22 protein-coding genes are annotated in these 24,985 nt (G+C 64.5%); 13 read left to right on the plus strand and 9 right to left on the minus strand.

From position 1 onward, the window contains the following. Window positions 1-134: 134 nt before the first annotated feature. The 7 genes from RBB42_RS23925 to RBB42_RS23955 all read right to left on the minus strand — a co-directional run bounded on the left by RBB42_RS23925 (window position 135) and on the right by RBB42_RS23955 (window position 7,573). Window positions 135-1,325, minus strand: coding sequence for a LysR family transcriptional regulator (locus RBB42_RS23925; protein WP_305971943.1), 1,191 nt, complete (start codon window positions 1,323-1,325; stop codon window positions 135-137). Between the two features lies 1 nt (window position 1,326). Further along, a complete protein-coding gene (locus RBB42_RS23930; protein WP_305971944.1) occupies window positions 1,327-2,631 on the minus strand; it encodes a TRAP transporter large permease in 1,305 nt (434 codons plus the stop codon). Further along, complete coding sequence (locus tag RBB42_RS23935) at window positions 2,628-3,140, minus strand: TRAP transporter small permease (RefSeq protein ID WP_305971945.1); 513 nt, start codon at window positions 3,138-3,140, stop codon at window positions 2,628-2,630. The genes RBB42_RS23930 and RBB42_RS23935 overlap by 4 nt, the downstream gene beginning before the upstream one ends. Next, window positions 3,141-4,118: a TRAP transporter substrate-binding protein gene (locus RBB42_RS23940; protein ID WP_306043442.1), complete on the minus strand. Its 978-nt coding sequence runs from the start codon at window positions 4,116-4,118 to the stop codon at window positions 3,141-3,143. A gap of 120 nt (window positions 4,119-4,238) precedes the next feature. Continuing rightward, window positions 4,239-5,645 (minus strand): vanillate/3-O-methylgallate O-demethylase, encoded by a 1,407-nt coding sequence (ligM, locus tag RBB42_RS23945; protein WP_305971947.1) that lies wholly within the window; start codon window positions 5,643-5,645, stop codon window positions 4,239-4,241. Window positions 5,646-5,676: 31 nt separating this feature from the next. Then, a complete protein-coding gene (locus tag RBB42_RS23950; protein ID WP_305971948.1) occupies window positions 5,677-6,402 on the minus strand; it encodes a GntR family transcriptional regulator in 726 nt (241 codons plus the stop codon). Between the two features lie 253 nt (window positions 6,403-6,655). Further along, entirely contained in the window at window positions 6,656-7,573 is a 918-nt protein-coding gene (locus RBB42_RS23955) for an aminotransferase class IV (protein ID WP_305971949.1), read from the minus strand. Between the two features lie 94 nt (window positions 7,574-7,667). Between RBB42_RS23955 and RBB42_RS23960 the strand changes: the two genes are divergently transcribed. The 3 genes from RBB42_RS23960 to tdh all read left to right on the plus strand — a co-directional run bounded on the left by RBB42_RS23960 (window position 7,668) and on the right by tdh (window position 10,547). Then, window positions 7,668-8,228 (plus strand): helix-turn-helix domain-containing protein, encoded by a 561-nt coding sequence (locus tag RBB42_RS23960; RefSeq protein WP_305971950.1) that lies wholly within the window; start codon window positions 7,668-7,670, stop codon window positions 8,226-8,228. Between the two features lie 94 nt (window positions 8,229-8,322). After that, window positions 8,323-9,510, plus strand: coding sequence for a glycine C-acetyltransferase (locus tag RBB42_RS23965; RefSeq protein WP_305971951.1), 1,188 nt, complete (start codon window positions 8,323-8,325; stop codon window positions 9,508-9,510). Next, window positions 9,507-10,547, plus strand: coding sequence for an L-threonine 3-dehydrogenase (tdh, locus tag RBB42_RS23970; RefSeq protein ID WP_305971952.1), 1,041 nt, complete (start codon window positions 9,507-9,509; stop codon window positions 10,545-10,547). Before RBB42_RS23965 ends, tdh begins: the two co-directional genes overlap by 4 nt. An 82-nt stretch (window positions 10,548-10,629) precedes the next feature. Here tdh and RBB42_RS23975 read toward each other — a convergent pair whose 3' ends face one another. After that, the gene (locus RBB42_RS23975; RefSeq protein ID WP_305971953.1) at window positions 10,630-12,033 is read right to left on the minus strand and encodes a helix-turn-helix domain-containing protein; all 1,404 of its coding nucleotides are present in this window, start codon (window positions 12,031-12,033) and stop codon (window positions 10,630-10,632) included. Between the two features lie 141 nt (window positions 12,034-12,174). Here RBB42_RS23975 and RBB42_RS23980 point away from each other — a divergent pair, with 141 nt between their 5' ends. From RBB42_RS23980 to RBB42_RS24005, 6 genes are all read left to right on the plus strand, one after another. Then, window positions 12,175-13,377 carry a pyridoxal-phosphate-dependent aminotransferase family protein gene (locus RBB42_RS23980; protein ID WP_305971954.1) on the plus strand — a complete coding sequence of 401 codons (1,203 nt, stop codon included), beginning with the start codon at window positions 12,175-12,177 and terminating at the stop codon, window positions 13,375-13,377. Window positions 13,378-13,464: 87 nt separating this feature from the next. Further along, window positions 13,465-14,424: an HpcH/HpaI aldolase/citrate lyase family protein gene (locus tag RBB42_RS23985; RefSeq protein WP_305971955.1), complete on the plus strand. Its 960-nt coding sequence runs from the start codon at window positions 13,465-13,467 to the stop codon at window positions 14,422-14,424. Window positions 14,425-14,447: 23 nt separating this feature from the next. Then, window positions 14,448-15,623: a malate--CoA ligase subunit beta gene (locus tag RBB42_RS23990; protein ID WP_305971956.1), complete on the plus strand. Its 1,176-nt coding sequence runs from the start codon at window positions 14,448-14,450 to the stop codon at window positions 15,621-15,623. A 12-nt stretch (window positions 15,624-15,635) separates the two neighbouring features. Beyond that, a complete protein-coding gene (gene sucD / locus RBB42_RS23995; RefSeq protein WP_305971957.1) occupies window positions 15,636-16,532 on the plus strand; it encodes a succinate--CoA ligase subunit alpha in 897 nt (298 codons plus the stop codon). Next, on the plus strand, window positions 16,529-17,398 hold the full coding sequence (locus RBB42_RS24000) for an HTD2 family dehydratase (RefSeq protein WP_305971958.1): 870 nt from the start codon (window positions 16,529-16,531) through the stop codon (window positions 17,396-17,398). Before sucD ends, RBB42_RS24000 begins: the two co-directional genes overlap by 4 nt. Beyond that, window positions 17,395-18,633, plus strand: a complete 1,239-nt coding sequence (locus tag RBB42_RS24005; RefSeq protein ID WP_305971959.1) for a CoA transferase — start codon at window positions 17,395-17,397, stop codon at window positions 18,631-18,633. Before RBB42_RS24000 ends, RBB42_RS24005 begins: the two co-directional genes overlap by 4 nt. 96 nt (window positions 18,634-18,729) lie before the next feature. On the opposite strand, the gene RBB42_RS24010 is transcribed toward RBB42_RS24005, so the two are convergent. After that, entirely contained in the window at window positions 18,730-19,638 is a 909-nt protein-coding gene (locus RBB42_RS24010; protein WP_305971960.1) for a hydrogen peroxide-inducible genes activator, read from the minus strand. A gap of 202 nt (window positions 19,639-19,840) precedes the next feature. Here RBB42_RS24010 and katG point away from each other — a divergent pair, with 202 nt between their 5' ends. From katG to RBB42_RS24030, 4 genes are all read left to right on the plus strand, one after another. Further along, on the plus strand, window positions 19,841-22,006 hold the full coding sequence (gene katG, locus RBB42_RS24015; protein WP_305971961.1) for a catalase/peroxidase HPI: 2,166 nt from the start codon (window positions 19,841-19,843) through the stop codon (window positions 22,004-22,006). Window positions 22,007-22,312: 306 nt separating this feature from the next. Next, a complete protein-coding gene (gene pcaF, locus RBB42_RS24020; RefSeq protein WP_305971962.1) occupies window positions 22,313-23,515 on the plus strand; it encodes a 3-oxoadipyl-CoA thiolase in 1,203 nt (400 codons plus the stop codon). 25 nt (window positions 23,516-23,540) lie between these two features. Further along, on the plus strand, window positions 23,541-24,518 hold the full coding sequence (gene paaA, locus RBB42_RS24025) for a 1,2-phenylacetyl-CoA epoxidase subunit PaaA (protein ID WP_305971963.1): 978 nt from the start codon (window positions 23,541-23,543) through the stop codon (window positions 24,516-24,518). A gap of 10 nt (window positions 24,519-24,528) precedes the next feature. After that, window positions 24,529-24,927 (plus strand): hypothetical protein, encoded by a 399-nt coding sequence (locus tag RBB42_RS24030; RefSeq protein WP_305971964.1) that lies wholly within the window; start codon window positions 24,529-24,531, stop codon window positions 24,925-24,927. Window positions 24,928-24,985 lie beyond the last annotated feature (58 nt).

Below are 24,985 nucleotides of genomic sequence, written 5' to 3' on the forward strand. Positions count from 1 at the left end.
GCGCCAATGGTACTGCGTCTCAAGACGTGGGAGAGTAGGTCGCCGCCAAACCTAGTAAAAACCACACCTCTCTATGCGATGTAAGAAACAGGAACCCCGTTCGGCTTTGCCGGCGGGGTTTTTTCTATGTCGGATCACAGGTTCCGCGCGGCCTCGGTCAGCAGATCCAGCATGCGGCGTTGCGCCGTTGTGGGCATCCAGTCACGGCGCAGCGTGACACCGATCTTGCGTGCAGGAACATCCGGTTGAACCGGAAGTGGCGTCATCAGGCGGTGCCGGACCTCGGCTGCGGCCTGCCAGCCTGAAATGCAGCCGAGCATGTCGCTTTGCCGCAAGGTCTCGCGCATCAGCAGGACCGAACCACTTTCGATGACGTTTTCGGGAGGCCGCAGACCGTGTTTGGCAAAGAACTCCTGGAACTGAAGTCGTGCGGGCGCTCCCTCGCGGGGGACGATCCAAGGCCATCGAGCAAGGTTTTCGATGGTCAAAGACGTCTCGCCGGCCAGGGGATGCTCCGGTCCGGATACGAAACACAACCGGTCTTCAAAGAGCGGCCGTTGCTCGACCTCCGCCGCGGGGGCAGGGCTGCGTAGCGCTCCGATGATGGCATCGACCTCGCCGGCAACGAGCCCGGCCAAAAGATCCTCGTAGCGACTGTCATGCACGATGACGGGCGTTTCGGGACGTTCCTGCCGGAAGGCCACCAGGGCGGCGGGCAACAGGTCGGATCGCGACAGGGGCAGGGCGCCCAGAACCACGCGCCCGCCCTCTCGCCCGTCGAACTCTGCAAGATCCGCCTCGGCCTGGTCCAGTTCGGCAAAGGCGAGTCGTGCGGCCCTGCAAAGCGACAGGCAGGCCCGGTGCGGGACCAATCCGTTACGTGCGCGATCGAACAATGAACGATCAGCGGCCCGTTCCAAATCCGTCACGGCGCGATGGACCGTCGGTTGCGCCAGGCCCAGTTGCCGTGCGGCCAGTGAGACATTGCCGGTCTGCGCTGTGGTGATCAGAGCGGTGAGCTGTGAATGTGTCGCCACGCGCGACAGGCCGGGCGCCAGGGATTCGAGGGCAGGGTCCAGCCGGTCGAGCGCGCGCCGAACCCGTGCCAGCAGCACCAGACCACGATTCGTCGGAAATGCCCCGGCGCTGTTGCGGTCGAACAGGGCGCTGCCCACAGCCGTTTCGAGCTTGTGCAGGGCATGGGTGACGGCGGTCTGTGACAGGCCGCTGACCTGCGCCGCACCGGTCAGCGAACGGTGATCTGCTATCGCAGGCAAAAGGCGCAGGTGCCGCAGGTTGCGTGGGATCGTTCGTCCTGTTGTCATGTCAGTTGAACATCGTGTCGGGCAGGATCAAAGAGATCTGCGGGAAGGCGATCAGGACCGCCAGCGTTCCGATCATCGCCAGCCAGAAGGGCAGGACACCGCGAAAGATGGTCCCCAGTTCCACACTGGGCGCCACGGACTTGACGATAAAGACGTTGATGCCCACCGGTGGCGAGATCAATCCAATTTCCAGCGTCAGGACAACAAGAACGCCAAACCAGATCGGATCGATCCCCAGGTCGACGATGACCGGAAAGAAGATCGGCAGGGTCAACACCAGCATCGCAAAACCTTCGAGAAAGCAGCCCAGGACGAGGTAGACGAAAAGGATCACCACGAGGGTGCCGATTGCTCCTGCCTCCAGTCCCGCCAGGAACTCTCCGACTACCGTGGGAATATGGCTGAGGGCCAGGAAAGGGTTGATCATATGCGCTGCGATCAGGATCAGCATGACCGTCGCCGTGGTCACGATGCTGTCCTTGGCGGCCTCCCAGAAGGCGCGGATCGAGAGGGTTCTGGTGACACCCCCGTAGAGTATCACCAGCCCGGCCCCCACGCCGGCCGCCTCCGTCGGAGAAAAAAGCCCGGCGTAGATGCCGCCGATTGTCAGCAGGATCACCACGAGGATGGGCAGTGCGCCCAGCAGCTTGCGGCTTTTCTCGTCGATCGTGGTTTGCGGTCCGGCGGGGCCGAGGGCGGGGCGGAGCCAGCACATGATGGTGATGGTCAGGATGAAGGCGCTCAACAGCAGCAGCCCGGGCAGGACGCCTGCCAGGAATAGGCGACCGATGCTCTGTTCGGTCAGGATCGCATAGATGACAAAGCCGGTGGAGGGCGGGATCAGGATGCCCAGAGTGCCGCCGGCGGCGACCACACCTGTCGACAGGCGCGGATCATAGTCGAAACGGTCCATCTCTCGCAGGCTGACCTTGCCCATCGTCAGGGCGGAGGCGACGGACGATCCCGACAAGGCCGCGAAACCGCCGCAGCCGATCACCGTTGCCGAGGCCAGCCCGCCGCGGACTTGGCCGATCACCGCATAGGCGGCATCGTAGAGCTGCCGGCTCATCCCGGTGACCGTGGCCACGTTGCCCATCAGGATGAACAGGGGGATGATGACCAGTTCCGGGTTCGAGGCCAGCGTAAAGGTCTCGGAGGCCAAGAGCCCCATTGCCGCGTTCCAGCCGTTCAGGTGCCAGATCCCCAAAAAGCCCACCAGGAACATGGCAAAGGCCACGGGAATACGCAGGATCAGCAGGATCAGCAGGACCGCGATCCCCAAAAGGCCGATGGCGCCGATGGTCATGTGGTCTTGCTCCATTCCCCGCGCACGTCGCGTCGGGACAGGGACAGTTCCACCGCCCGTAGACACATGCCCAGAGAGGTCAGGGCAGCAAACCCGCACAGCCCCCACTGAAACCAGGCCTTGGGCAGCCGCAGGAGGTTGGTCGACAGGTTCAGCATCTGGCTCAGCTTGGCGCTTTCCCAGACCGCCCAGGCGATGAAGGCAAAGATTGCGGCGCCCAAGAGCGCAGAGAAGATGTCGATGATCCGGTTCATCAACGGCGGATAGGTCTTCTGGAACAGGTCGACGGCGATATGTCCGCCGTTCCGGTCACAGAGCGCCATGCCGCCAAAGACCAGCATGACCATGATCATGGTGATCAGGTCCTGGCTGCCGAACATCGGATGACCGAAGGCCCGCCCGATCACGTCCACCAGGATCACGCCGACCTCCGCGATCAGGGCCAGGGCGCCGATCCCCGCGGACAGGCGGATCAGCCCGTCCGCGGTTTTCCTGAGCGCGTTCAGCACTCACTCGCCCCGCATCTTGGCAAGCGCGGCCTCTCCGCTGACTTCGCTGACGTAACCGTTCACCACGTCGGCGACGGCATCGGCAAAGGCCTGGGCCTCTTCCGGGCTGAGATCGATCACCACGTTGGTATTGTCGGCGCGGGCCGTCTCCAGCGCGGCATCCGCCGTCGCGTTCCATGCCATCTCGGCGGACTTGGAAACCTCCATTCCGGCGACGGCATCGACGGCGGCCTTGGCCTCCGCGGACAACTTATCATAGGACGACTGGCCCATCACCGTGTAGAACGCGAGGCGGCCAAGGTTGGCGCCCACGGTATAGCTGTTGGCGACTTCGTCCAGCTTGAAGTCCGACAGCGTCGATGCCCCGGTGATCACGCCGTCGATCAGGCCGGTCTGCAGGGCGTTATAGACCTGGTTGATCGGCATCTGTACCGGTGTCGCGCCAAGGGCCTCGGCCACTTCGGCGGCAGTGGCGCCGGCGACGCGCACCTTCAACCCTTCGAGGTCCGCAGGTGTGCGGATCTGCACGTCCTTCATGATGAAAATATTCGGCTCCGAGGTCCAGAGCGCGATCGGCTTTGTAGCCGGGAACTCTCCCTTGATCTCGTCGAAGGCGGCCCAGAGCGCCTCATAGCCCGGCTGGTCCAGCGGGATGGCGTTGGGCAGTTCGACAATCATGGTCTTGCCGAACTGCGACGAGGTATAGCCCGGAAGGCCCCAGACCATGTCCGCGACACCCTGCACGGCGCGGACATATTGTTCGACCGGGCCGGCGCCCAACTCGCCGCCGTGATAGCCGCGCACGCTGACCGCGCCATCGGTGGCCGCCGACAAATCGGCATTCAGCCTTTCGATCACGCTGGCGTTGATGGTGTGGAACGGTGGGGTGAAATTGGCGAATTTCAGCTCCTGGGCCTGCACGCTCATGGCAGAGGCGACGGCAAGTGCGGCGCCCGCGAACAGATGGGTCATTTTCATTTGATTATCCTCCCGGTTGGCATGGCCGGCCCTCCCCGGCACGGTCCACCCCCGGGCAGAGTAGCGCATGACCTTGCCCGGGACACATATTCATTCCGCCCGAAGACGCATGAATTCTTGCTATTCCGCCGCCTTCGTCCGCCAGCTGTCGGCATAGTTCTCGCGGGCTTCCTTGGCATAGGGCGTGGGCGAGACGCGCACCCGGATCTCGGCCTGCTTGTGCTTTTCGGTCGATGTCTTGGCGGTATCGTCCGGCTCGCCCCAGCGCAGGGTCAGCACGTCGCCCACCTGCACGTCTTTGTGCACCACCCCCAGCGACAGCATGCAGCGTTCGTTCCAGCTATAGCCGTTGAACATCGACATGCCGACCATCTGGTCGCCCTGCATCACCATGTCGGCGCTGGACGAGGCATAGTTGGGCTGCGGAAAGTCGATCCATTTGTAGGGTGTGCCCTCCTCGAAACCGCTGGCGATGACTTTCAGCACATCCTCGCGGTTCCATTCAAAGGTCACCTTCTTGCGGTGGGCGCCTTCGGCCTTGATCTTTTCCAGTGCCGCCTTGCCGATGAAATCGTCCTTCTTCCAGCCGATGTAGAAATCATAGCCCAGTTCGAACGGGTTGACGTAATAGTCCTCGATGTTTTCGCTGACAAAGCTGCCGCCGATGGCGCCCGCCGCCTCGTACATGTCGGCGCCCAGCCAGTCGCGGTAATCCGCCAGCATCCCGTCGCCCGTGTAGATGCCGGGCAGGGGAGAGGGGATCCAACCGGATTCCAGCGTGTTGGTCGAATAGGCGCGGCTGCCGCATTGCACGATGTCCACGCCGGCCTCTGTCGCGGACTCCAGGATCACCGAGTGGATGTAGTCCTTGTCCTTGTAGGGGCCCCAGACCTCCAGCCCCGGCGCGCCGGACATGCCGTGGCGCAGTGCCTGCACCTTCTTGGAGCCGATGTTGATCCAGTCGACGTGAAAGAACTTGATGTCGGGGATCGGTCCGCCATTCATCTTCTCGAAGATCTTGTAGGCCTCGGGCCCCTGGATCTGATAGCGGTAGTGCTCGCGCAGCACGCGCTCGCCCTCGGGGCGCGATGGCGACCGGGGGTCGTGGCGAAGGCGCACGTTCCACTTGCCCCAGGCCGCGGCGAACATCAGCCAGTTCGAAGTCGGCGCCCGGCCGACGAGGATATACTTGTCTTCGCGCTCGCGGAAAATGATGTGGTCGCCGATGACATGGCCGTTGGGGGTGACCGGGACAAAGTGCTTGGCCCGGTTCAGGTCGAAATTGGCGAAGGAGTTGATGCCGTGATGCGACAGGAACTCCGTCGCCTGCGGGCCTTCGACGATGACCTCGTCCATGTGGTGGCTCTGGTCGAACAGCACCGCGCTTTCGCGCCAGGCGGCCTGTTCATTGCGCCAGTTCTGGAATTCCGGCGTCACCACGGGGTAGACATACATCCCGGCCTGGCTGTTGCGCAGCATCTCGACCGGAGTGTTCCACGTCTTCATCGCGTCGTTCAGACTGGGCATGCTTGGTTCCTCTCTCCCTGTGTCAGTCGGATCATTCCGCGATCAGCGACAGGCCGGGCACCTTTTCGGCAAGGGCCGGCTCTTCTCTTGTCACGTAGTCAAGGTTGGTGCGGGCCAGACGCGCGTGTTCGCGGGCCAGCGCCTCGGCGCGGCTGCCCTGGCGGTCCATGATCGCCTCATAGATGGCGCGGTGCTGTCGTTGTGCATGGGTCAGGCTTTCGCGGAAATCGGGGATCAGTTCCTGCCCCTGCATGAAGGCGGAGGGTGAGGCAGCCGGCAACCGTCCGGCGCGCGCGACCTCGCGCGCCACGATTGCGCTGCCCGCGAGGTTGGCCAGCAGGTCGTGGAATTCGCCGTTCAAGGTGACATAGGCCTTGAAATCAAGTGGGGCTGCGACGGCTTCGTCCAGTTGCGCCAGGACTTCGTTCATGCGTTCGGCCAGTTCGGGAACCGCGCCGCGTTCCGCGGCAAGACGGGCGGCTGTGCCTTCAAGGACGCCGCGCAGCTCGATCGCGTCGTGGATATCGGCACAGGTGAACTTCGCCACGCGGCAGCCACCGGTTTCGATCCGTTCCAGAAGGCCTTCGTCCACCAGCCGATCCATCGCCTGTCGCAAGGGCGTTCGGGACAGGCCCAAGCGGTCCGAAAGCGCGGTTTCGGCCAGGCGCTCGCCCCTGGCATAGACGCCGTTCAGCACGAGCGAGCGCAACTCGATCAGGGCGCGTGCGAACTGCGCGCTGCGTTCCTGGCGATTCATGGGTCTCCTCCCCCAATCTTTCCGAGAGGGTATTCTGTATACAGATTCTGTCAATGGGGTGTCTTTATGTGCGAATTGAGTGCGTCATTCCTGAATTATGTATACAGAATGTCTGAGGCCAAGGTGAGCACGTCCAGCCGACGCCAGACGTCGGGGCGTCTCACCTCTGAATTCGCGACAGGATTCAACGCGCCGCGGCCATGTTCCGCGATCTGTCATGTCCGCCCGATCAGATATGCACGTTGCCCGGTGTTCAGTCGCCGCGCCGGATCATTTCCTTGTAGAGTGCGCGGATGCGGTGGAACACCGGCCCCGCCTTGCCGCCGCCTATCACGCGCCCGTCGATCTCGAAGACCGGTGTCTGCGCGCCGAAGGTGCCCGTCAGAAAGGCCTCGTCGGCGCCGTAGGTGTCGACCAGAGAATAGTTGCGTTCATGGACCGGGATGCCGTTCTGGCGGCAAATGTCGATCACCTTTTGCCGCGTGATTCCGTTCATGCAGTAGTCCCCGGTCGAGGTCCAGACCTCGCCCTTGCGCACGATGAAGAAGTTGCAGGCATTGGTCGTGTTCACGAAACCGAAAGGGTCCAGCATCAGCGCCTCGTCGGCGCCGGCCCGAACAGCATGGTTCAGCGCGATGATGCAGTTCAGCTTGGAATGCGAGTTCAGCTTGGCATCCTGCGTCAACGGCAGCCCGCGATGATGCGGTACGGTGAACAGGGAAATGCCCCGGTCGATCACGCTGTCATCGGGTTTCGAATGCTCCGCGATGATGACAATGGTGGGGCCGTAGACGCTGAGATGCGGGTGCTGGAACGGCTTGCGCTTGCGCCCGCGTGTCACCATCAGGCGGATGTGAACATCCGTCGTCATCCCGTTCGCCGACAGCGTGTCCCATATGGCCCGCGTCAGTTCCTCGCGCGTCTTGCCGATCTCCAGTTCGAGGTAGAGCGCGGCTTCGAAGAGCCGATCCAGGTGGTCGTCCAGGAAGGGGATCCTGCCATCATACAGCCGCAGGCCTTCCCAGATCCCGTCCCCCAGCAGGAACCCGCTGTCATAGACGGACACCCGCGCCTCGTCCCGGTGGACGATCTCGCCGTCGACATAGATCAGAATGTCATCGTTGCGCGCGTCCGGCGCGGCGTCATGGGTCGAAACATGGTTGTCGGTCATCGTGTTCCCCTCTGGTCCGGCGCGATGCTGACATGGAGTGATACCAGAGGAAAGCGGGCTTGCCCCGCGGGCAGCGTGCCGGTATTTCTCCGGTATGACGGAAAACGCTGACGCCATCTTGGCCAAACTTCCCTCTCGTCTGCGCGAGGCGCGCCGGGCGCAGGGGCTGTCTCTGGATGCCGTGGCCAAGCTGTCGGGCGTGTCCCGCAGCATGGTCAGCCAGATCGAACGGGGTGAATCCTCGCCCACCATCGCCACGCTCTGGAACCTGACCCGCGCGCTGCAGGTCGATTTCGCCGGTTTGCTGGAAGAGGCGCCGGCGCGCCAGATCGAGGTGCTGCGCGCGGGGGACGTGCCCACGATCGAGAACCGGGGTGCGGGCTGCACCATCCGCATCCTGTCGCCACCCGAAGAGGCCGGCCGGCACGAAGTCTACGAGTTGCGCTTTGCCGCTGGCGGGGTGCTGGACAGCCTGCCGCACACGCGCGGCGCGCGCGAGCATCTCAGCGTGATCGAAGGCGAAGTCGAGGTGACAAGCGGTGCGGGCAGCGATCGGCTCGGCCCCGGGGATACCGCGCGCTATGCCGCCGACGTGGCACACCGTATCGCGGCCTCTGTCCCGGCGCGCGCCTTCCTGGTGGTGCAGGATGCGTGATTTGCCAGTATAGCGGATAATTTTCCGTAATCCCGAAAATCCCCTATTTCGGAATCTCGTCCGTCATGTTAGCGTTTCCGCAATGGAGGCTGACATGACACACCGATTCCTGACCCATCTGACCGAGACCCTGAGCCAGATCGAGGCCGACGGCATGATGAAGCGCGAGCGCCTCATCAGTTCGCCGCAGGGCGGTGAGATCATGGTCGATGGCGAGACGAAGATCTGCCTTTGTGCCAACAACTACCTTGGCCTGGCCGATCATCCCGACCTGATCGCTGCGGCCAAGGCGGCGATGGAGCCGAAGGGCTACGGCATGGCCTCCGTCCGGTTCATCTGTGGCACTCAGGACCTGCACCGAGAGTTGGAGACCCGGCTGGCGAAATTTCTGGGCAAGGATGACTCGATCCTCTTCGCGGCCTGTTTCGATGCCAATGGCGGGCTTTTCGAGCCGCTGTTGGGGCCGGAGGATGCCGTTATCTCGGACGCGCTTAACCATGCCTCGATCATCGACGGCATCCGCCTGTGCAAGGCGCGGCGCTATCGCTATGCCAATTCCGACATGGCGGACCTGGAGGCGCAGTTGAAACAGGCGCGCGCGGATGGTGCGCGGTTCATCATGATCGCCACCGATGGTGTTTTTTCGATGGATGGCTACCTTGCCAAGCTGCCAGAGATCACGGCGCTGGCAGACCAATACGATGCGCTGGTCATGGTGGACGACTGCCACGCGACCGGCTTCATGGGGCCGCAGGGGCAGGGGACGCCGGCGCATTGCGGGGTCGATGTCGATATCCTGACCGGCACGCTGGGCAAGGCGCTGGGAGGCGCCATTGGCGGCTACATCGCCGGGCCGCAGCCAGTGATCGACCTGTTGCGTCAACGCGCGCGGCCCTACCTGTTTTCCAACGCGCTGCCGCCGGCGGTCGTGGCCGCGGGGATCGAGGCCATCCGACTGGTCGAGGAAGGCGACGATCTGCGGGCGCGACTTTTCGACAATGCCGCCTACTGGCGCGCGGGCCTGACGGATCTGGGGTTCGACCTGCTGCCGGGTGAGCATCCGATCATCCCGGTCATGCTGGGCGAGGCGAAACTGGCGCAGGAAATGGCATCGCGGCTGTTCGAGCGGGGTGTCTATGTCTCGGGTTTCTTCTTTCCGGTGGTGCCCAAGGGACAGGCGCGCATCCGCACGCAGATGAGCGCCGACTTGACGCGCGAGCATCTGGACAAGGCGCTGGCAGCCTTTGCCGAGGTGGGCCGAGAGTTGGGAGTGATCCGATGAAAAGCAACCAGATGAAAGCGCTTGTGAAAGCAAGACCCGAGGAAGGCCTGTGGATGGAGCGCGTGCCGGTTCCCGAGATCGGACCGGATGACGTGCTCATCAAGATCAAGGCGACGGGCATTTGCGGGACGGATATCCATATCTGGAACTGGGACGACTGGGCGCAAAAGACCGTGCCGGTTCCCTTGGTGACGGGGCATGAATTCGCCGGCGAGATCGTCGAGATCGGCCGCAACGTGGATGACCTGACCATCGGTCAGCGCTGCAGCGGCGAGGGGCATTTGATCGGCAAGCACTCGCGCCAGTCACGGGCCGGCAAGTTCCATCTCGACCCCGAAACGCGGGGTATCGGCGTGAACGAGCAGGGGGCCTTTGCCCAATACCTGCGCCTGCCGGCCTTCAACGTGGTGCCGTTGCCGGACAGTATCCCGGACGAGATCGGGGCGATCCTCGATCCGCTGGGCAATGCGGTGCACACGGCGCTGAGTTTCGATCTCGTCGGAGAGGACGTGTTGATCACCGGCGCGGGGCCCATCGGCATCATGGCCGCGGCCGTCGCGCGGCATGTCGGCGCCCGGCACGTCGTGATCACGGATGTGAACCCTGACCGGTTGGCGCTGGCGGCGCAGGTGGCGGACGTGGTGCCGGTGAATGTTGCGGAGGAAGACCTGAAGGATGTCGAGGCGCGGCTAAAGATGAAAGAGGGCTTCGACGTGGGTCTTGAGATGTCCGGAAACCAGCAGGCGCTGGACCAGATGGTCGAGACGCTGGTGATGGGCGGGCGCGTCGCGCTGTTGGGCATTCCGCCGGGCAAGTCGCCGGTCGACTGGTCGCGCATCGTCTTCAAGGCGATCACGATCAAGGGGGTCTATGGGCGGGAGATCTTCGAAACCTGGTACAAGATGATCGCCATGCTGGAAAACGGCCTGGATGTCAGCCGGGTCATCACGCATCGGTTCCCTGTCGACAGTTTCGAAGAGGGCTTTGCGGCGATGAAATCGGGCAAGTCCGGTAAGGTGGTGCTGGACTGGGCGTGATGGGAAACCCTGTACGTTTTGTACAAAACGTACGGGGAATCCGGCATTTTGTACAAGGCGGCAAGGTCTTGTTAACGCGGGCTCAAACGGCGTAGCGCGTCGCGCCGCGCCGGTTCTCGTCCACCGGTTCGGAAAGGACCACCGCCTGGTGCGCGCGCTGATCGCAGTTGGCGCGGGGGCAGACCCGGCAGTTGATGCCGATCTCGGCCGCATGGGGGCGCCGGACGTTCAGGTCCTCGGCGTAGCCGATGCTGCCGACGTGTTCCATCGCGCAGCCCATCGCCACCGCCAGCCGCACGTCCTGCCTGTGGCGGGCAAAGCTGGGCCGGTCCACCGTGCGGGCAAAGACGAAGAACTGTGATCGGTCGGGCATCTCGGCCACCTGCGGCAGAATCAGGCCCGGTGTCCGGAAACAGGTGTGCACTTCCAGCCGGGGGCAGGCACCGCCGTATTCGGCCAGGTGAAAATCGGTCGAGTTGAATCGCTTGGTGACGTTTCCGGCCTTGTCGATCCGCAGGAAGAAGAACGGTACGCCGCGCGCTCCGCTGCGTTGCAGCGTGGTGGCGCGGTGGCAGGCCTGTTCGAAGCTGACGCCGAACCGCGTGGCCAGGTGGTCGAAGTCGTACTTGCTCTCCAGCGCCTCGGCGAGAAAGCGGTCATAGGGCATCAGAACGGCGGCGGCAAAATAGTTGGCCAGCTCGACCCGGCAGCGGGCGCGCCCCTTGGCATCGGTCAGGCCGCTGCGGCCCAGGATGTCGTCCAGCAAGTCCTTCTGTTCCACCAGCGCCGCGACATGGACCAGCTGGAACACCCGGTTGGGATGGTCCAGTGCCTCGGACAGGCGGACCTCGCGGCGCTCGTCGTCATATTCCCTGAGCGAGGTCGGCATCTCGGCCACCGGCACCAGCCGCACCCGCAGGTCCAGCCGGTGCCGAAGGCGCAGTTTCAGCGCGGGGTAGATGTCGTCGGGCGCGACGTTCTCGCCGAACCAGAACCCTTCGGCGGCCTGTTCCAGGGCCTCGAAGTGGTTGCGGTTGCTGCGGAAAAAGTTGTGCACCACGGCCTCGGAGGTCTGCGGCAGGACGCGCTGCCCGGTCTCGCCGGAGCTGGCCACGCTCATCAGCTGGTCATTCGTCGCCATGAAGGCGCGGTGCAGTTTCAGAAAGCAGGCGGCGAGGTCGGGGCTGTGCGCCAGCGCGGCGCGCAGTTGCGGCAGATCGGGGCGGGCGCCTTCGAACAACGGGTCCTGAAGGACGCCGCGGATGTCGGCCAGTTGCGCCGTGTCGTCGTCCTCGGCGATGTCGCGCCAATCGACGCCATAGGCCTCGAACAGCTTGAGCAGGACCGGGACCGACACGCTGCGCTCGTTCTTTTCCAACAGGTTCACGTAAGAGGTCGAGATGCCCAGGCGCTTGGCCATCTGCACCTGGGTCTGGCCGTGTTCGATGCGCAGGCGGCGCAGGCGGGGTCCGATGAAGGTCTTCATGGTATTTTACAGTATACTAAATTTTACACTTTGACAATTTTCCATGTTTGTAAAATCTCGCATTTACAGCAGGACCCGGCTTTGTTTCCGGTTGCTGAATGTCTGGCGCATGGTGGCGCTCAACCGCAAGGGAGGAGCACCATGCGCACCGGACAGACCCATCTTTTCATCCCCGGCCCGACCAATGTGCCGGAGGTCGTGCGTCAGGCGATGAATGTCCCGCAGCAGGACATGCGCGCCAGTGATTTCGGCGAGTTGACCCTTGGCCTGTTTTCCGACCTCAAGCGCGTGTTCAAGACCGCGACCGGCGAGGTGATGCTGTTTCCGGGCTCTGGCACCTCGGCCTGGGAGGCGGCGATCACCAACACGCTGAACCCGGGCGACAAGGTGCTGATGGCGCGCTATGGCCAGTTCTCGACGCTCTGGGTCAAGATGGCAGAGATGCTGGGACTGGAACCCGTCGTCGTCGATCTGCCCTGGGGCGCCAGCGCGCCGGTGGGCGAGTTCGAGCGCATCCTTGGCCGCGACGTGCATGACGAGATCAAGGCGGTCTTCGTCACCCACAACGAGACCGCGACCGGCGTCGTGTCGGACGTGGCGGCGGTGCGCCGGGCACTGGACAGCACCTTTCACGACGCGCTGCTCTTTGTCGACGGTGTCTCTTCGATCGGGTCGATGGAGTTCCGCATGGACGACTGGGGCGTCGACCTGGCCGTGACCGGCAGTCAGAAGGGCATGATGATGCCGGCGGGGCTGGGCATCCTGGGGGTCAGCCAGAAGGCGCTGGAGGCGTCGAAGACGGCCACCATGCGCCGCGCCTACTATGATTTCGCCGACATGCGGGCCTTCAACGCCGATGGCTACTTTCCCTACACGCCGCCGACGCCGCTGCTGCACGGGTTGCGCGCGTCGCTGGACCGGATCTTTGCCGAGGGGCTGGAGGCGGTCTTTGCCCGCCATGCCCGCCTGGCCGAGGGTATCCGCCGGGGCGTGCAGGCCTGGGGGCTGGAGCTGGTGGCCGAACACCACAGCTATTACTCGGATACGGTCAGTGCGGTCCGCGTGCCCGCAGGCGTGGATGCGCGCGAGGTGTTGCGCATTGCTTATGACGATCTCAACGCCTCTTTCGGGTCTGGTCTGGGCCGGTTGAACGGCAAGGTCTTTCGCATCGGTCATCTTGGCGATTTCAACGAGGGCATGGCGCTGACCGCGCTGAGCCTCGCCGAACTGGCCCTGATGCGGGCGGGCGCCGCCGTGGTCCCCGGCGCGGGCGTCGGTGCGGCGCAGGCCTGGTTCGCGGGCGGTGCCGAAACCCGGCAGCCCTTCGCGGTGGCCGCCGAGTAACCCCATCCCGACACCCGGGACCATTTGAACGCGCCTCCCCAAGGGGGCGTGGCCGGTCCCCTCATGCTTTGAAGAAAGGTAAACCTCATGTCCCACACGCTGCACCCGTTGCGCAAACAGCGTCTGCACCGCTCTGAACTGGCTGTGCCCGCCTCGAACCCCGCGATGGTCGAAAAGGCCGCCGACAGCGCCGCCGACTACGTCTTTCTGGACCTCGAGGACGCGGTGGCGCCGCCGGAAAAGGACCAGGCGCGCAAGAACGCGGTCGAGCTGCTGAACGACATCGACTGGGCCGGCAAGGGCAAGACGGTGTCGGTGCGGATCAACGGGCTGGACACGCATTACATGTACCGCGACGTGGTCGACATCATGGAAAAGGCCGGTGACCGGGTCGAGACGCTGCTGGTGCCCAAGGTGGGCGTGCCAGCGGACCTCTACATGGTCGAGGCGATGATCAACCAGATCGAACAGGCCTGCGGCCTGACCCATCGCGTGGGGCTGGAGGCGCTGATCGAAACCGCGCTGGGCATGGCCAATGTCGAGGCCATCGCGCAGTTCGGCGGGCGGCTGGAGGCGTTGCATTTCGGCGTGGCCGATTACGCGGCCTCGATGCGGGCGCGCACCGTGAACATCGGCGGTCTGAACCCGGATTATCCGGGCGATCAGTGGCATGCCTCGATCACCCGGATGGTCATTGCCTGCCGCGCCTACGGGCTGCGCGCCATCGACGGACCCTTTGGCGATTTCGCGGACGGGCCGGGCTTTGTCGCTGCGGCGCGCCGTGCCGCGGCCCTGGGCTGCGAGGGCAAATGGGCCATCCACCCCAGCCAGATCGCCATGGCCAACGACGTCTTCAGCCCGCCCGAGGCCGAGGTCTCCAAGGCCGAACGGATCATCGAGGAACTCAAGGCCGCCGAGGCTGCGGGCAAGGGGGCGGCCAGTCTCGACGGCAAGATGATCGACGCGGCCAGCGAGAAGATGGCCCGCAACGTGATCGACATGGCGCAGGCGATTGCCAGCAAGGAAACCGGCATCGCCGCCGAATAATCCGCCGAGAGGGAGGACAGAAAATGGACATTCATGAACATCAGGCCAAGGAAATCCTGAAGAGCTTTGGCGTCCCGGTGCCGCGCGGCGGGCTGGCCTATTCGCCGGAACAGGCGGCCTATCGCACCCGCGAACTGGGCGGGAATGCCTGGGTCGTCAAGGCGCAGATCCATTCCGGCGGGCGCGGCGAAGTGGGCGGCGTCAAGGTCTGCAGGTCCGAACAGGAGGTGGCCGAGTTCGCCCGTGGCCTCTTGGGCCGGCAGCTTGTCACCAAGCAGACCGACGCCAACGGCAAGGGCGTCTTCCGGCTCTGGGTCGAGGAGGCCTCGGACATCGCGCAGGAACTCTACCTGGGCTTCGTGCTGGACCGAAAGACAGAGCGCATCATGATCGTCGCCTCCGGCCACGGCGGGATGGAGATCGAGGATCTGGCCGAGGAGGATCCCGACAGCCTGGTGCGGTCGGTGGTCGATCCGGCGGTGGGGCTGGCCCTCTACCAGGCGCGCGAACTGGGGTTTCGGCTGGGTCTTGAAGGCAAGCAGGTCGACCAGTTCTCGACCTTTCTGCGGGCTTGTTACCGCGCTTACCGCGATCTGGACGCCATGATGGTCGAGATCAACCCGCTGGTCATCACCGGCGCGGGCGATCTGGTGGCGCTGGATGCGAAAATGTCCTTTGACAGCAACGCCCTGTATAAACATCCCGGCATCGCCTCGCTGCGTGATCCGTCGCAAGAGGACCCGCGCGAGTCCCATGCCTTTGACAATGGCCTTGCCTATGTCGGGCTCGATGGTGACATCGGCTGCATCATCAACGGGGCCGGGCTGGCGATGGCCTCGATGGACATGATCCAGCTGGCCGGCGGCGAACCCGCGAACTTCCTCGACATCGGCGGCGGCGCCTCGCCCGAGCGGGTCTGCCAGGCTTTCCGCACGGTTCTGTCGGATCAGAACGTCGCCGTGATCCTGGTCAACATCTTCGCCGGCATCAACCGCTGCGACTGGATCGCGAAAGGGGTCATCCAGGCCTACAAGGAGGTGGGGATCGAGATCCCGGTGGTTGTGCGGCTGAGCGGCACGAACGTCGAGGAAGGCCAGAAGATCATTCGCGAAAGCGGGCTTCCGATCATCTCTGCCGACACGCTGGAAGAGGCGGCCGAACGGGCCGTCGCCGCCCGCCCGCAATCCGCGGCAGCCTGAGGAGTATGCGAAATGGCTATCCTGATTGATGAAAATACCAAGGTCGTTGTCCAGGGCCTTTCCGGCCGGATCGGGCAGTTCCATGCCCAGGAAATGATCGAATACGGCACGAGGGTCGTTGCCGGCGTCACGCCCGGCAAGGGCGGCAGCACCGTCCTGAACCGCCCGGTCTTCAACACCGTGCGCGAGGCGGTGGAGCAGACCGGGGCCGAGGCGAGCCTGCTGTTCGTGCCACCGGCCTTTGCCGCCGACGCGATGATGGAGGCGGCGGATGCGGGCATCCGGACGGCGGTCTGCGTGACCGACGGTATCCCGGCGCAGGACATGATGCGTGTGAAACGCTTTCTCCGCCGCTACCCGCGCGACCGCAAGATGCGCCTGATCGGGCCGAATTGCGCGGGCATCATCAGCCCCGGCAAGGGCTTCATGGGGATCATGCCGCCCGCCATCTACATGCCGGGCCGCGTGGGCATTGTCGGACGATCGGGCACGCTGGGCTACGAGGCCGCCAGCCAGATGAAGGCGCTGGGCATCGGCATTTCGTCTTCCATCGGGATCGGTGGCGATCCGATCAACGGATCCAGCTTCAAGGACATCCTGGAACTCTTTGAAAACGATCCGGAAACCGACGCGGTGATGATGATCGGAGAGATCGGAGGCCCGCAAGAGGCCGAGGCCGCCGCCTATGCCCGCGACCACATGACGAAGCCGGTCGGCGCCTATATCGCGGGCCTCGCCGCGCCCAAGGGGCGGCAGATGGGCCACGCCGGCGCGATCATCAGCGCCTTTGGCGAGAGCGCGCAGGAAAAGGTCGAGATCCTGTCGTCGGCCGGGATCACCGTGGCGCCGAACCCCTCGGCGATGGGACGGACGATGGCCGAGGTGCTGGGCCTGAAGGCCGCGGCATGAGCGCCGCGTCCCTCATGGAGCCGGACTATACCAACTGGATCGGTCGCAGCGAGACCCGCGAGGGGGGCGTCACGCCCAACCTCGCGGGGATGCTGAACGCCGCCGTCAGCCACGACCTGTCCCCGGAGCGCGATGTGCGCCCGGGGATGGAGTTGCCAAGTCTTTGGCATTGGGTCGCTTTTCCGGAATTCGTCCCGATGAGCGACCTGGGGGAGGACGGACACCCGGCGCTGGGCGGCTTTCTGCCGCCCTTGCCCTTCCGCCGCCGCATGTGGGCGGGCGGGGACGTGCGGTTTGGTGGTGTGCTCCACGTCGGCGAGCGGCTGACCAAGGTCTCGACCATCCGGGCGGTGACCCAGAAAGACGGCAAGACCGGGCCGATGGCCTTTGTCACCGTCGATCATGTGACCACCGGAGACAAAGGCGGCGTGATCGAGGAAGAGCAGAACATCGTCTATCTCGACATTCCGCCGGTCTTCCGTCCGCCGCGCCAGATGGCGGTCCCCGAACGCTTGGCCTACGATGAGCGCGTCCCGATGAACGAGGTTCGGCTTTTCCGTTATTCCGCAGCGACTTACAACGCACATCGCATCCACTATGACCTGCCTTACGCGCAGCAGGTGGAGAAATACCCGGCGCTTGTCGTGCATGGCCCCATGCAGGCGACCATGGCGATCGAGGCCGCCGAACGGCACACGGGCAAGCGACCGTCGCGTTTCACCTACCGGGTGGTGCACCCGATGTTCCATGACGCCGACCTGCGTCTTGTGGGGGCATTGGACCCTGCGGGCGGGGCCATCGAGGTCGGGACGGCCACCTTCGAGGACTACCTTGGCCTGCAGGCAAGAATGGAGTGGACGGCATGAGCGGCATTCTGGACGGTATGCGGGTGGTCGAAAGCTCGGCTTTCGTGGCGGTGCCCCTGGCGGGCATGACACTGGCCCAGATGGGCGCGGACGTGATCCGTTTCGATCTGCCGCAGGGCGGGATGGATTATAAACGTTGGCCTGTAACATCCTCCGGGGAAAGCCTTTTCTGGGCCGGAATGAACAAGGGCAAACGCTCTGTCGCGCTGGACGTGAAATGCCCGCGCGGGCGTGAGATCGCACAGGAAATCATCTGTGCCCCGGGTGAGGACGCGGGGTTGTTCATCACCAACCTCGCCGCGCAGGGCTGGACCGACTACGAAACGCTGAAGGCGCGGCGCAAGGATCTGTGCATGGTCTCGCTGCGCGGCGACCGGCACGGGAAGCCGGCGGTGGATTACACCGTGAATCCCAGCCTGGGCTTTCCGATGGCGACGGGTCCGGAAGGGTCGTCCGACCCGGTGGCCCATGTCCTGCCGGCGTGGGACTGCATCGCCGGCAACATGGTGGTATCTGGCCTATTGACGGCGGAAAGATTGCGTTTTCGCAAAGGGTTGGGGCAGTTTGTTGATCTGACGCTGAAGGATGCGGCGGCGGCGATGCTGGGCAATCTTGGCATCATCGGAGAGGTTGCGGTCAACGGCACCGACAGGGCCAGGGCGGGCAATTCGCTTTATGGGGCCTACGGGCAGGATTTCGTCTGTGCCGATGGCCGGCGCGTCATGGTGATTGCCCTGACCCCGCGCCAGTGGAAAAACCTGATGAAGGTCACCGGCACCGAACAGGACATGGGATACCTGGCGGCGCGACTTGGCGTCGATCTGATGCAGGAAGGGACCCGCTGGACCTATCGCGCCGAGATCACAAAAGTGCTAGCTCCGTGGTTTGCTCGGCGCAAGGTGCGCGAGTTTGCATCGGATTTCGACAAGGGCGGCGTGACCTGGTCGCAGTTCCGCAGCTTTGCCCAGGCGCTGCGCGAGGATGCGGACCTGACGCCCGAGAACCCGATGTTCGCGGAAATCGAGCAGCCGGGGATCGGTCGCTACCCTGTGCCCGGTTCGCCGTTCAGCTTTGCCGGGCTCCCGCGCGAAGTGCCGCGTCCCGCGCCGCACTTGGGTCAGCACACCGAAGAGGTCCTGGCCGATGTGGCGAAACTGCCGGAAGGTGAGATCGGCAAGCTGATGGACGAAGGCGTGGCGGTTCAGCCGCGCGGCGATTTCCGGCTGGCCTCGTGAAAACCGCCAATTGAAATGGTGGTCGGAGTGCACCCGGCCAAACAATGGAGCTGGCCATAACGCCCCGGGAAGCCACGGTTTCCCGGGGTTTCTGCGTCAGTGGAGCGCCAACCGCCCGGCCATCGCGGCGCTGCGCACGGTTTCCGAGAAACGGCGGAATTGTTCGGACAGGGGGCTGGAACTGCGCCAGACCATGCCGATGGTGCGTGTCGGTTGCGGCTCGGCGAAGCGGGCGATGGACACACGGGCGGCGGGCGTTTCGACGGGCACCGCCATCTCCGGGATGAGGGTCACACCCAGCCCGGCGCCGACCATCTGGACCAGCGTCGTCAGCGACGAGCCGTCCAGCCCGTCGCGCGGCGTGGCGGAACTCAGCTTGCAGAAGCTCAGCGCCTGGTCACGGAAACAATGCCCCTCTTCCAGCAGCAGCAGGCGCATCTTTTGCAGCGCCTCGCCGTCCGGCACCGGCGCGTCCGCCTCGGTCTCTGGCCGGACAAAGACGAAACTTTCGTCGAAGAGCGAGACTTCGTGCAGGCCGGCCTCGCCGACGGGCAGGGCGAGGATCGCGGCGTCTATCTTGCCCTCGTGCAGTTCCACCAGCAGCCGGGGTGTCAGCGTTTCGCGCACATGCAGGTCAAGCCCGGCGTGGTTGCGGTTCAACTCGGCAAAGAGGGCAGGCAGCAGGTAGGGCGCGACGGTCGGGATCACGCCCAGCCGCAACCGGCCCACAAGGTCGCCTTGTGCGGCGCGGGCCAGGTCCTCGAACTCGTCCACGGCGCGCAGGATGTCGACCGCCCGGCTGAGGCAGGCTTCTCCGAGGGCGGTCAGCCGCACCTGCCGCGCGCCGCGTTCGAAGAGCGGCGCGCCAAGGTCCGCCTCCAGATCGCGGATCTGCACCGACAGCGCCGGCTGCGAGATCGAACAGGCCGCGGCCGCGCGTCCGAAGTGGCCGTGCCGGGCCAGCGATTCGAAATAGCGGAGTTGGCGGAGAGTCAGATTTTTCATAGGGGAAAGTTATGGTGATGATGAGAAAATACAACTTAAACATATGAGCGGCGCTTGTTAGAAGCGTTCTAGGGTATGAGGGGGCGAGTCGTCTTGCCGGCCGGCGAGGGCCATCTGCGACGCGCCTCTTCCCCTGACAGAGACAAGGAACGGAGCGGGCCGCAAGGGCCCGGACCGACGTTTATGACCAAGGGAGAACATCATGGACGGCAATGATATGGCGGGCAAATGCCCGGTCATGCACGGCGCGATCACAGAGAACGGCACCTCTGTCACCGACTGGTGGCCGAAGTCGCTGAACCTCGACATCCTGCACCAGCATGACACCAAGGTGAATCCGCTGGGCGAGGACTTTGACTATCGCGAAGAGGTCAAGAGCCTGGATTTCGAAGCGGTCAAGGCCGACGTCAAGGCGCTGATGACCGACAGCCAGGACTGGTGGCCGGCGGACTATGGCCATTACGGCGGGCTGATGATCCGTCTTGCGTGGCACTCGGCCGGGTCCTATCGCCTGGCGGACGGCCGCGGTGGCGGCGGTCACGGCAACATCCGTTTTGCACCGCTGAACAGCTGGCCGGACAACGGCAACCTGGACAAGGCGCGCCGCCTGCTGTGGCCGGTCAAGAAGAAGTATGGCAACAAGCTGTCCTGGGCCGACCTGATCCTGCTTGCCGGGAACATGGCCTATGAATCGATGGGTCTGAAGACCTACGGCTTTTCCTTTGGCCGCGAGGACATATGGCACCCGGAAAAGGACGTCTACTGGGGGGCCGAGCGTGAGTGGCTGGCGCCGTCGGACAACCGTTACGAAGATGTGGCCAAGCCGGACACGATGGAGAACCCGCTGGCAGCCGTCCAGATGGGCCTGATCTACGTCAACCCGGAAGGCGTGAACGGCAAGCCCGATCCGATCAAGACCGGCGCGCAGGTCCGCGAGACCTTTGCCCGCATGGCGATGAACGACGAGGAAACCGCGGCCCTGACCTGCGGCGGGCACACCGTCGGCAAGACCCACGGTAACGGCGACGCCGGTGCGCTGGGCGCCGAACCGGAAGCGGCCGAAATCGAGACGCAGGGCTTTGGCTGGGTGAACCCCAACCTGAACGGCAAGGCGGCCAACGCCGTGACCTCGGGTCTCGAAGGGGCATGGACCAAGGAACCCACCAAGTGGGACATGGGCTATTTCGAGATGCTGTTCGGCCATGAGTGGGAGCTGACCAAGTCGCCCGCCGGTGCCAACCAGTGGAAGCCCGTCGACATCAAGGAAGAAGACATGCCGGTCGATCCCAGCGATCCGACCAAGCGTGTCATGCCGATGATGACCGATGCCGACATGGCCATGAAGATGGACCCGATCTACAACGAGATCTGCCAGAAATTCATGGCGGACCAGGCGTATTTCGAGGATTGCTTTGCCCGCGCCTGGTTCAAGCTGACGCACCGCGACATGGGCACCCGTGACCGCTATATCGGCCCCGACGCCCCGACCGAGGACCTGATCTGGCAGGATCCGATCCCCGCGGGCTCGACCGGCTACGATGTGGACGCGGTCAAGGCGAAGATCGCCGAAAGCGGCCTGTCGACCGCCGAGATGGTGGCGACCGCATGGGACAGCGCGCGGACCTTCCGCCAGTCGGACCTGCGCGGCGGTGCCAATGGCGCGCGCATCCGGCTTGCCCCGCAGAAGGACTGGGAAGGCAACGAGCCGGCCCGCCTGGCGAAGGTGCTGAAGGCGCTGGAGCCGATCGCGGCAGAGACCGGCGCATCGGTTGCCGATGTCATCGTGCTGGCGGGCAACGTCGGTGTCGAGCAGGCCGCGAAGGCGGCGGGTTTCGACATCGAGGTTCCCTTCATGCCGGGCCGTGGAGATGCCACGGAAGAACAGACCGACGCCGACAGCTTTGATGTGCTCGAGCCGGTCGCGGACGGTTTCCGCAACTGGGTGAAGAAGGACTATATCGTCACCCCCGAAGAGCTGCTTCTGGACCGTGCGCAGCTGATGGGCCTGACGGCGCCGGAAATGACCTGCCTGCTGGGCGGCATGCGCGCGATGGGCACCAACCACGGCGGTACGGCGCATGGCGTCTTTACCGACCGCGCGGGCGCACTGACCACGGACTTCTTCGTCAACCTGACGGACATGGGCTTCAAGTGGGTGCCCGGTGGCGATGGCACCTACGAGATCCAGGACCGCAAGACGGGTGAGGTCAAGTTCACCGCGACGCGCGTGGACCTGGTGTTCGGCTCGAACTCGATCCTGCGGGCCTATGCCGAGGTCTACGCCCAGGACGACGGCGCCGAGAAGTTCGTGAAGGACTTTGTCGCGGCCTGGACCAAGGTGATGAACTCCGACCGCTTCGACGCCTGATCGAGCCGGGTTGAATGACTTGAAAGGGGGCGCTCCGGGAGACCGGGGCGCCCTTTTTCGGTTTGGTCGCCGGGACGGGACTGTTTGCGGCTGCGCCGCAAAGGCGCCCGCCCGCCGACCCGTTTGGACGGGCTGCGCCTGTTTTCGGTGTCCAGGGAACTCGGGAGCAAGCTGAGCGCCGGGTGTGTCGGCGCCTGAAATGTTACCGAATACTACCTAGTGCGAAATCGTGTAACTTTTCCTTGCGCGAATCTCCGCGTTCCCGTATTCCGACCGTGTGGTCGATTAATGGGAGGAGTGTCGGTCATGGACGCTTTCATCTGTGACGGGGTGCGGACGCCGATCGGGCGCTATGGCGGGGCGCTGTCCTCGGTCAGGGCGGATGACCTGGCGGCGCTGCCGATCAGCGCACTCATGGCGCGCAACGCTTCGGTGGACTGGAGCGCAGTGGACGAGGTCATCTATGGCTCGGCCAACCAGGCGGGCGAGGACAACCGCAACGTGGCGCGCATGGCGGCGCTGCTGGCCGGTTTGCCCGAGGGTGTCCCGGGAACGACCGTGAACCGGCTGTGTGCCTCGGGCATGGATGCGGTGGGTTTTGCCGCGCGCGGGATCAAGGCCGGGGACTACGACCTCTGCATCGCCGGCGGGGTCGAGAGCATGAGCCGGGCGCCGTTCGTGATGCCCAAGGCCACCAGCGCCTTTACCCGCGCCAACGCGGTCTATGACACCACCATCGGCTGGCGTTTCGTGAACCCGAAGATGAAGGCGATGTACGGCACCGACTCGATGCCCGAGACCGCCGACAACGTGGCCGCCGACTATGGCGTGAGCCGTGAGGACCAGGACGCCTTTGCGGCGCGCAGCCAGGCGCGCTGGGAAGCGGCGCAGGCCGCCGGCCTGTTCGCGGATGAGATCGTTTCCGTCGAGGTGCCGCAGCGCAAGGGTGATCCGGTCATCGTGGATACGGACGAACATCCGCGCCCCGGGACAACCGCCGAGAAACTGGCCAAGCTGAAGGGCGTGAACGGGCCGGAGCTGAGTGTGACAGCGGGCAACGCCAGCGGCGTCAATGACGGGGCGGCGGCGCTGCTGCTGGCCGGTGAGGCGGCGGTCAAGGCGCAGGGGCTGACGCCCATGGCCCGCGTGCTGGGCATGGCCTCGGCCGGTGTGGCGCCGCGCGTCATGGGCATCGGTCCGGTGCCCGCCAGTCGCAAGGTGCTGGATCGTTGCGGCCTGAGCATCGACCAGATGGATGTGATAGAATTGAACGAGGCCTTTGCCAGCCAGGGGCTTGCGACGCTGCGCGAGCTGGGCGTGGCGGATGACGATCCGCGCGTGAACGCGCAGGGCGGCGCCATTGCGCTGGGGCACCCGCTGGGCATGTCCGGCGCGCGTCTTGTCTTGACCGCGGCGCACCAGTTGCGGCGCAATGGGGGACGCTACGCGCTCTGCACCATGTGTGTCGGCGTGGGGCAGGGGGCGGCCATCGTCCTCGAACGGGTTTGAAGTCTATCAGCAGGGAGGCTCTGCAATGTATGCACAGATGATCAAGTCGGAGGCGACGCAGGAAGACCCCGAGAAGCTTGCCGCCTTCCAGGCCCGCATCGACGCGGGCGAGAAGATCGAGCCCAAGGACTGGATGCCGCAGGGCTATCGCAAGACGCTGATCCGCCAGATCGGCCAGCACGCGCATTCCGAGATCGTGGGCCAGCTGCCAGAGGGCAACTGGATCACCCGCGCACCCACGCTGGAACGCAAGGCGATCCTGCTGGCCAAGGTGCAGGACGAGGCAGGGCATGGCCTGTACCTTTATTGCGCGGCGGAAACACTGGGCGTGACGCGCGATGAACTGACCGAGATGCTGCTGGACGGGCGGATGAAATACTCGTCCATCTTCAACTATCCGACGCTGACATGGGCCGACATGGGCGCGGTCGGCTGGCTGGTCGATGGCGCGGCGATCATGAACCAGGTGCCGCTTCAGCGGACGTCCTTTGGCCCCTATTCCCGCGCGATGATCCGGATCTGCAAGGAAGAGTCGTTCCACCAGCGGCAGGGCTACGACATCATGATGAAGATGGCGAACGGCACGCCCGCGCAGAAGAAGATGGCGCAGGATGCGCTCAACCGCTTCTGGTATCCCTCGCTGATGATGTTCGGCCCCTCGGACAAGGAATCCGTGCACTCCGAGCAGTCGATGGCCTGGAAGATCAAGATGAACACCAACGACGAGTTGCGCCAGAAGTTCGTCGACCAGACGGTGCCGCAGGCGGAATACCTTGGCCTGACCGTCCCGGACGAGAACCTGAAATGGAACGAGGAGACCGGGCACTACGATTTCTCGCAGCCCGACTGGTCCGAGTTCTTTGACGTCCTGAAAGGCAACGGCCCGTGCAACCGCGAACGCCTGGCGGCGCGGAACAAGGCCTGGGACGATGGCAAATGGGTGCGCGACGGGCTCTTGGCCCATGCCGAGAAGAAGGCCGCGCGCCGGGTTGCGGCAGAGTAAGAGAGACCCGATGGAAGCCCCCAATCCCCTCCTGCGCGGCCTGCTGTTGCTCTGCGTGGCTTTCTTTGCCTGCATGGGGGCGGCGCATTTCTTCCGGCTGAAGATCCCTGTCCTGTTCGTGTACTGGGATCCGCCGTTCTACGCCTACCAGGACAAGATCATCGCCTTCACGCTGGTCACCTACATGGCGCTGTTTTTCGGGGCTGCCCGGCACAGAATCATGGTGCCCTACGCGCTTGTCTCGATCTGGGCCACCGTGGGTGGGCTTGCGCTGGTGAACCTGTCCGACGCCCTGGCGCAGGTGCTGAACGGCGGGGGCACGCTGGCCTACTGGTTGATCACTGCCGCCTTTGGCGGATTGGCCGCCGTACTGACATTGATTTGGGTCCGCGACGCACGCGCGACCTGACACCGGAGGAGAAACGACCATGAGTTCCCCCAACTCCGCCTATCCGGACACGCCGGAA

Origin of the sequence: Mameliella sp. MMSF_3455 (assembly GCF_030733205.1) — a bacterium.
In the GTDB taxonomy this organism is placed as follows: domain Bacteria; phylum Pseudomonadota; class Alphaproteobacteria; order Rhodobacterales; family Rhodobacteraceae; genus Antarctobacter.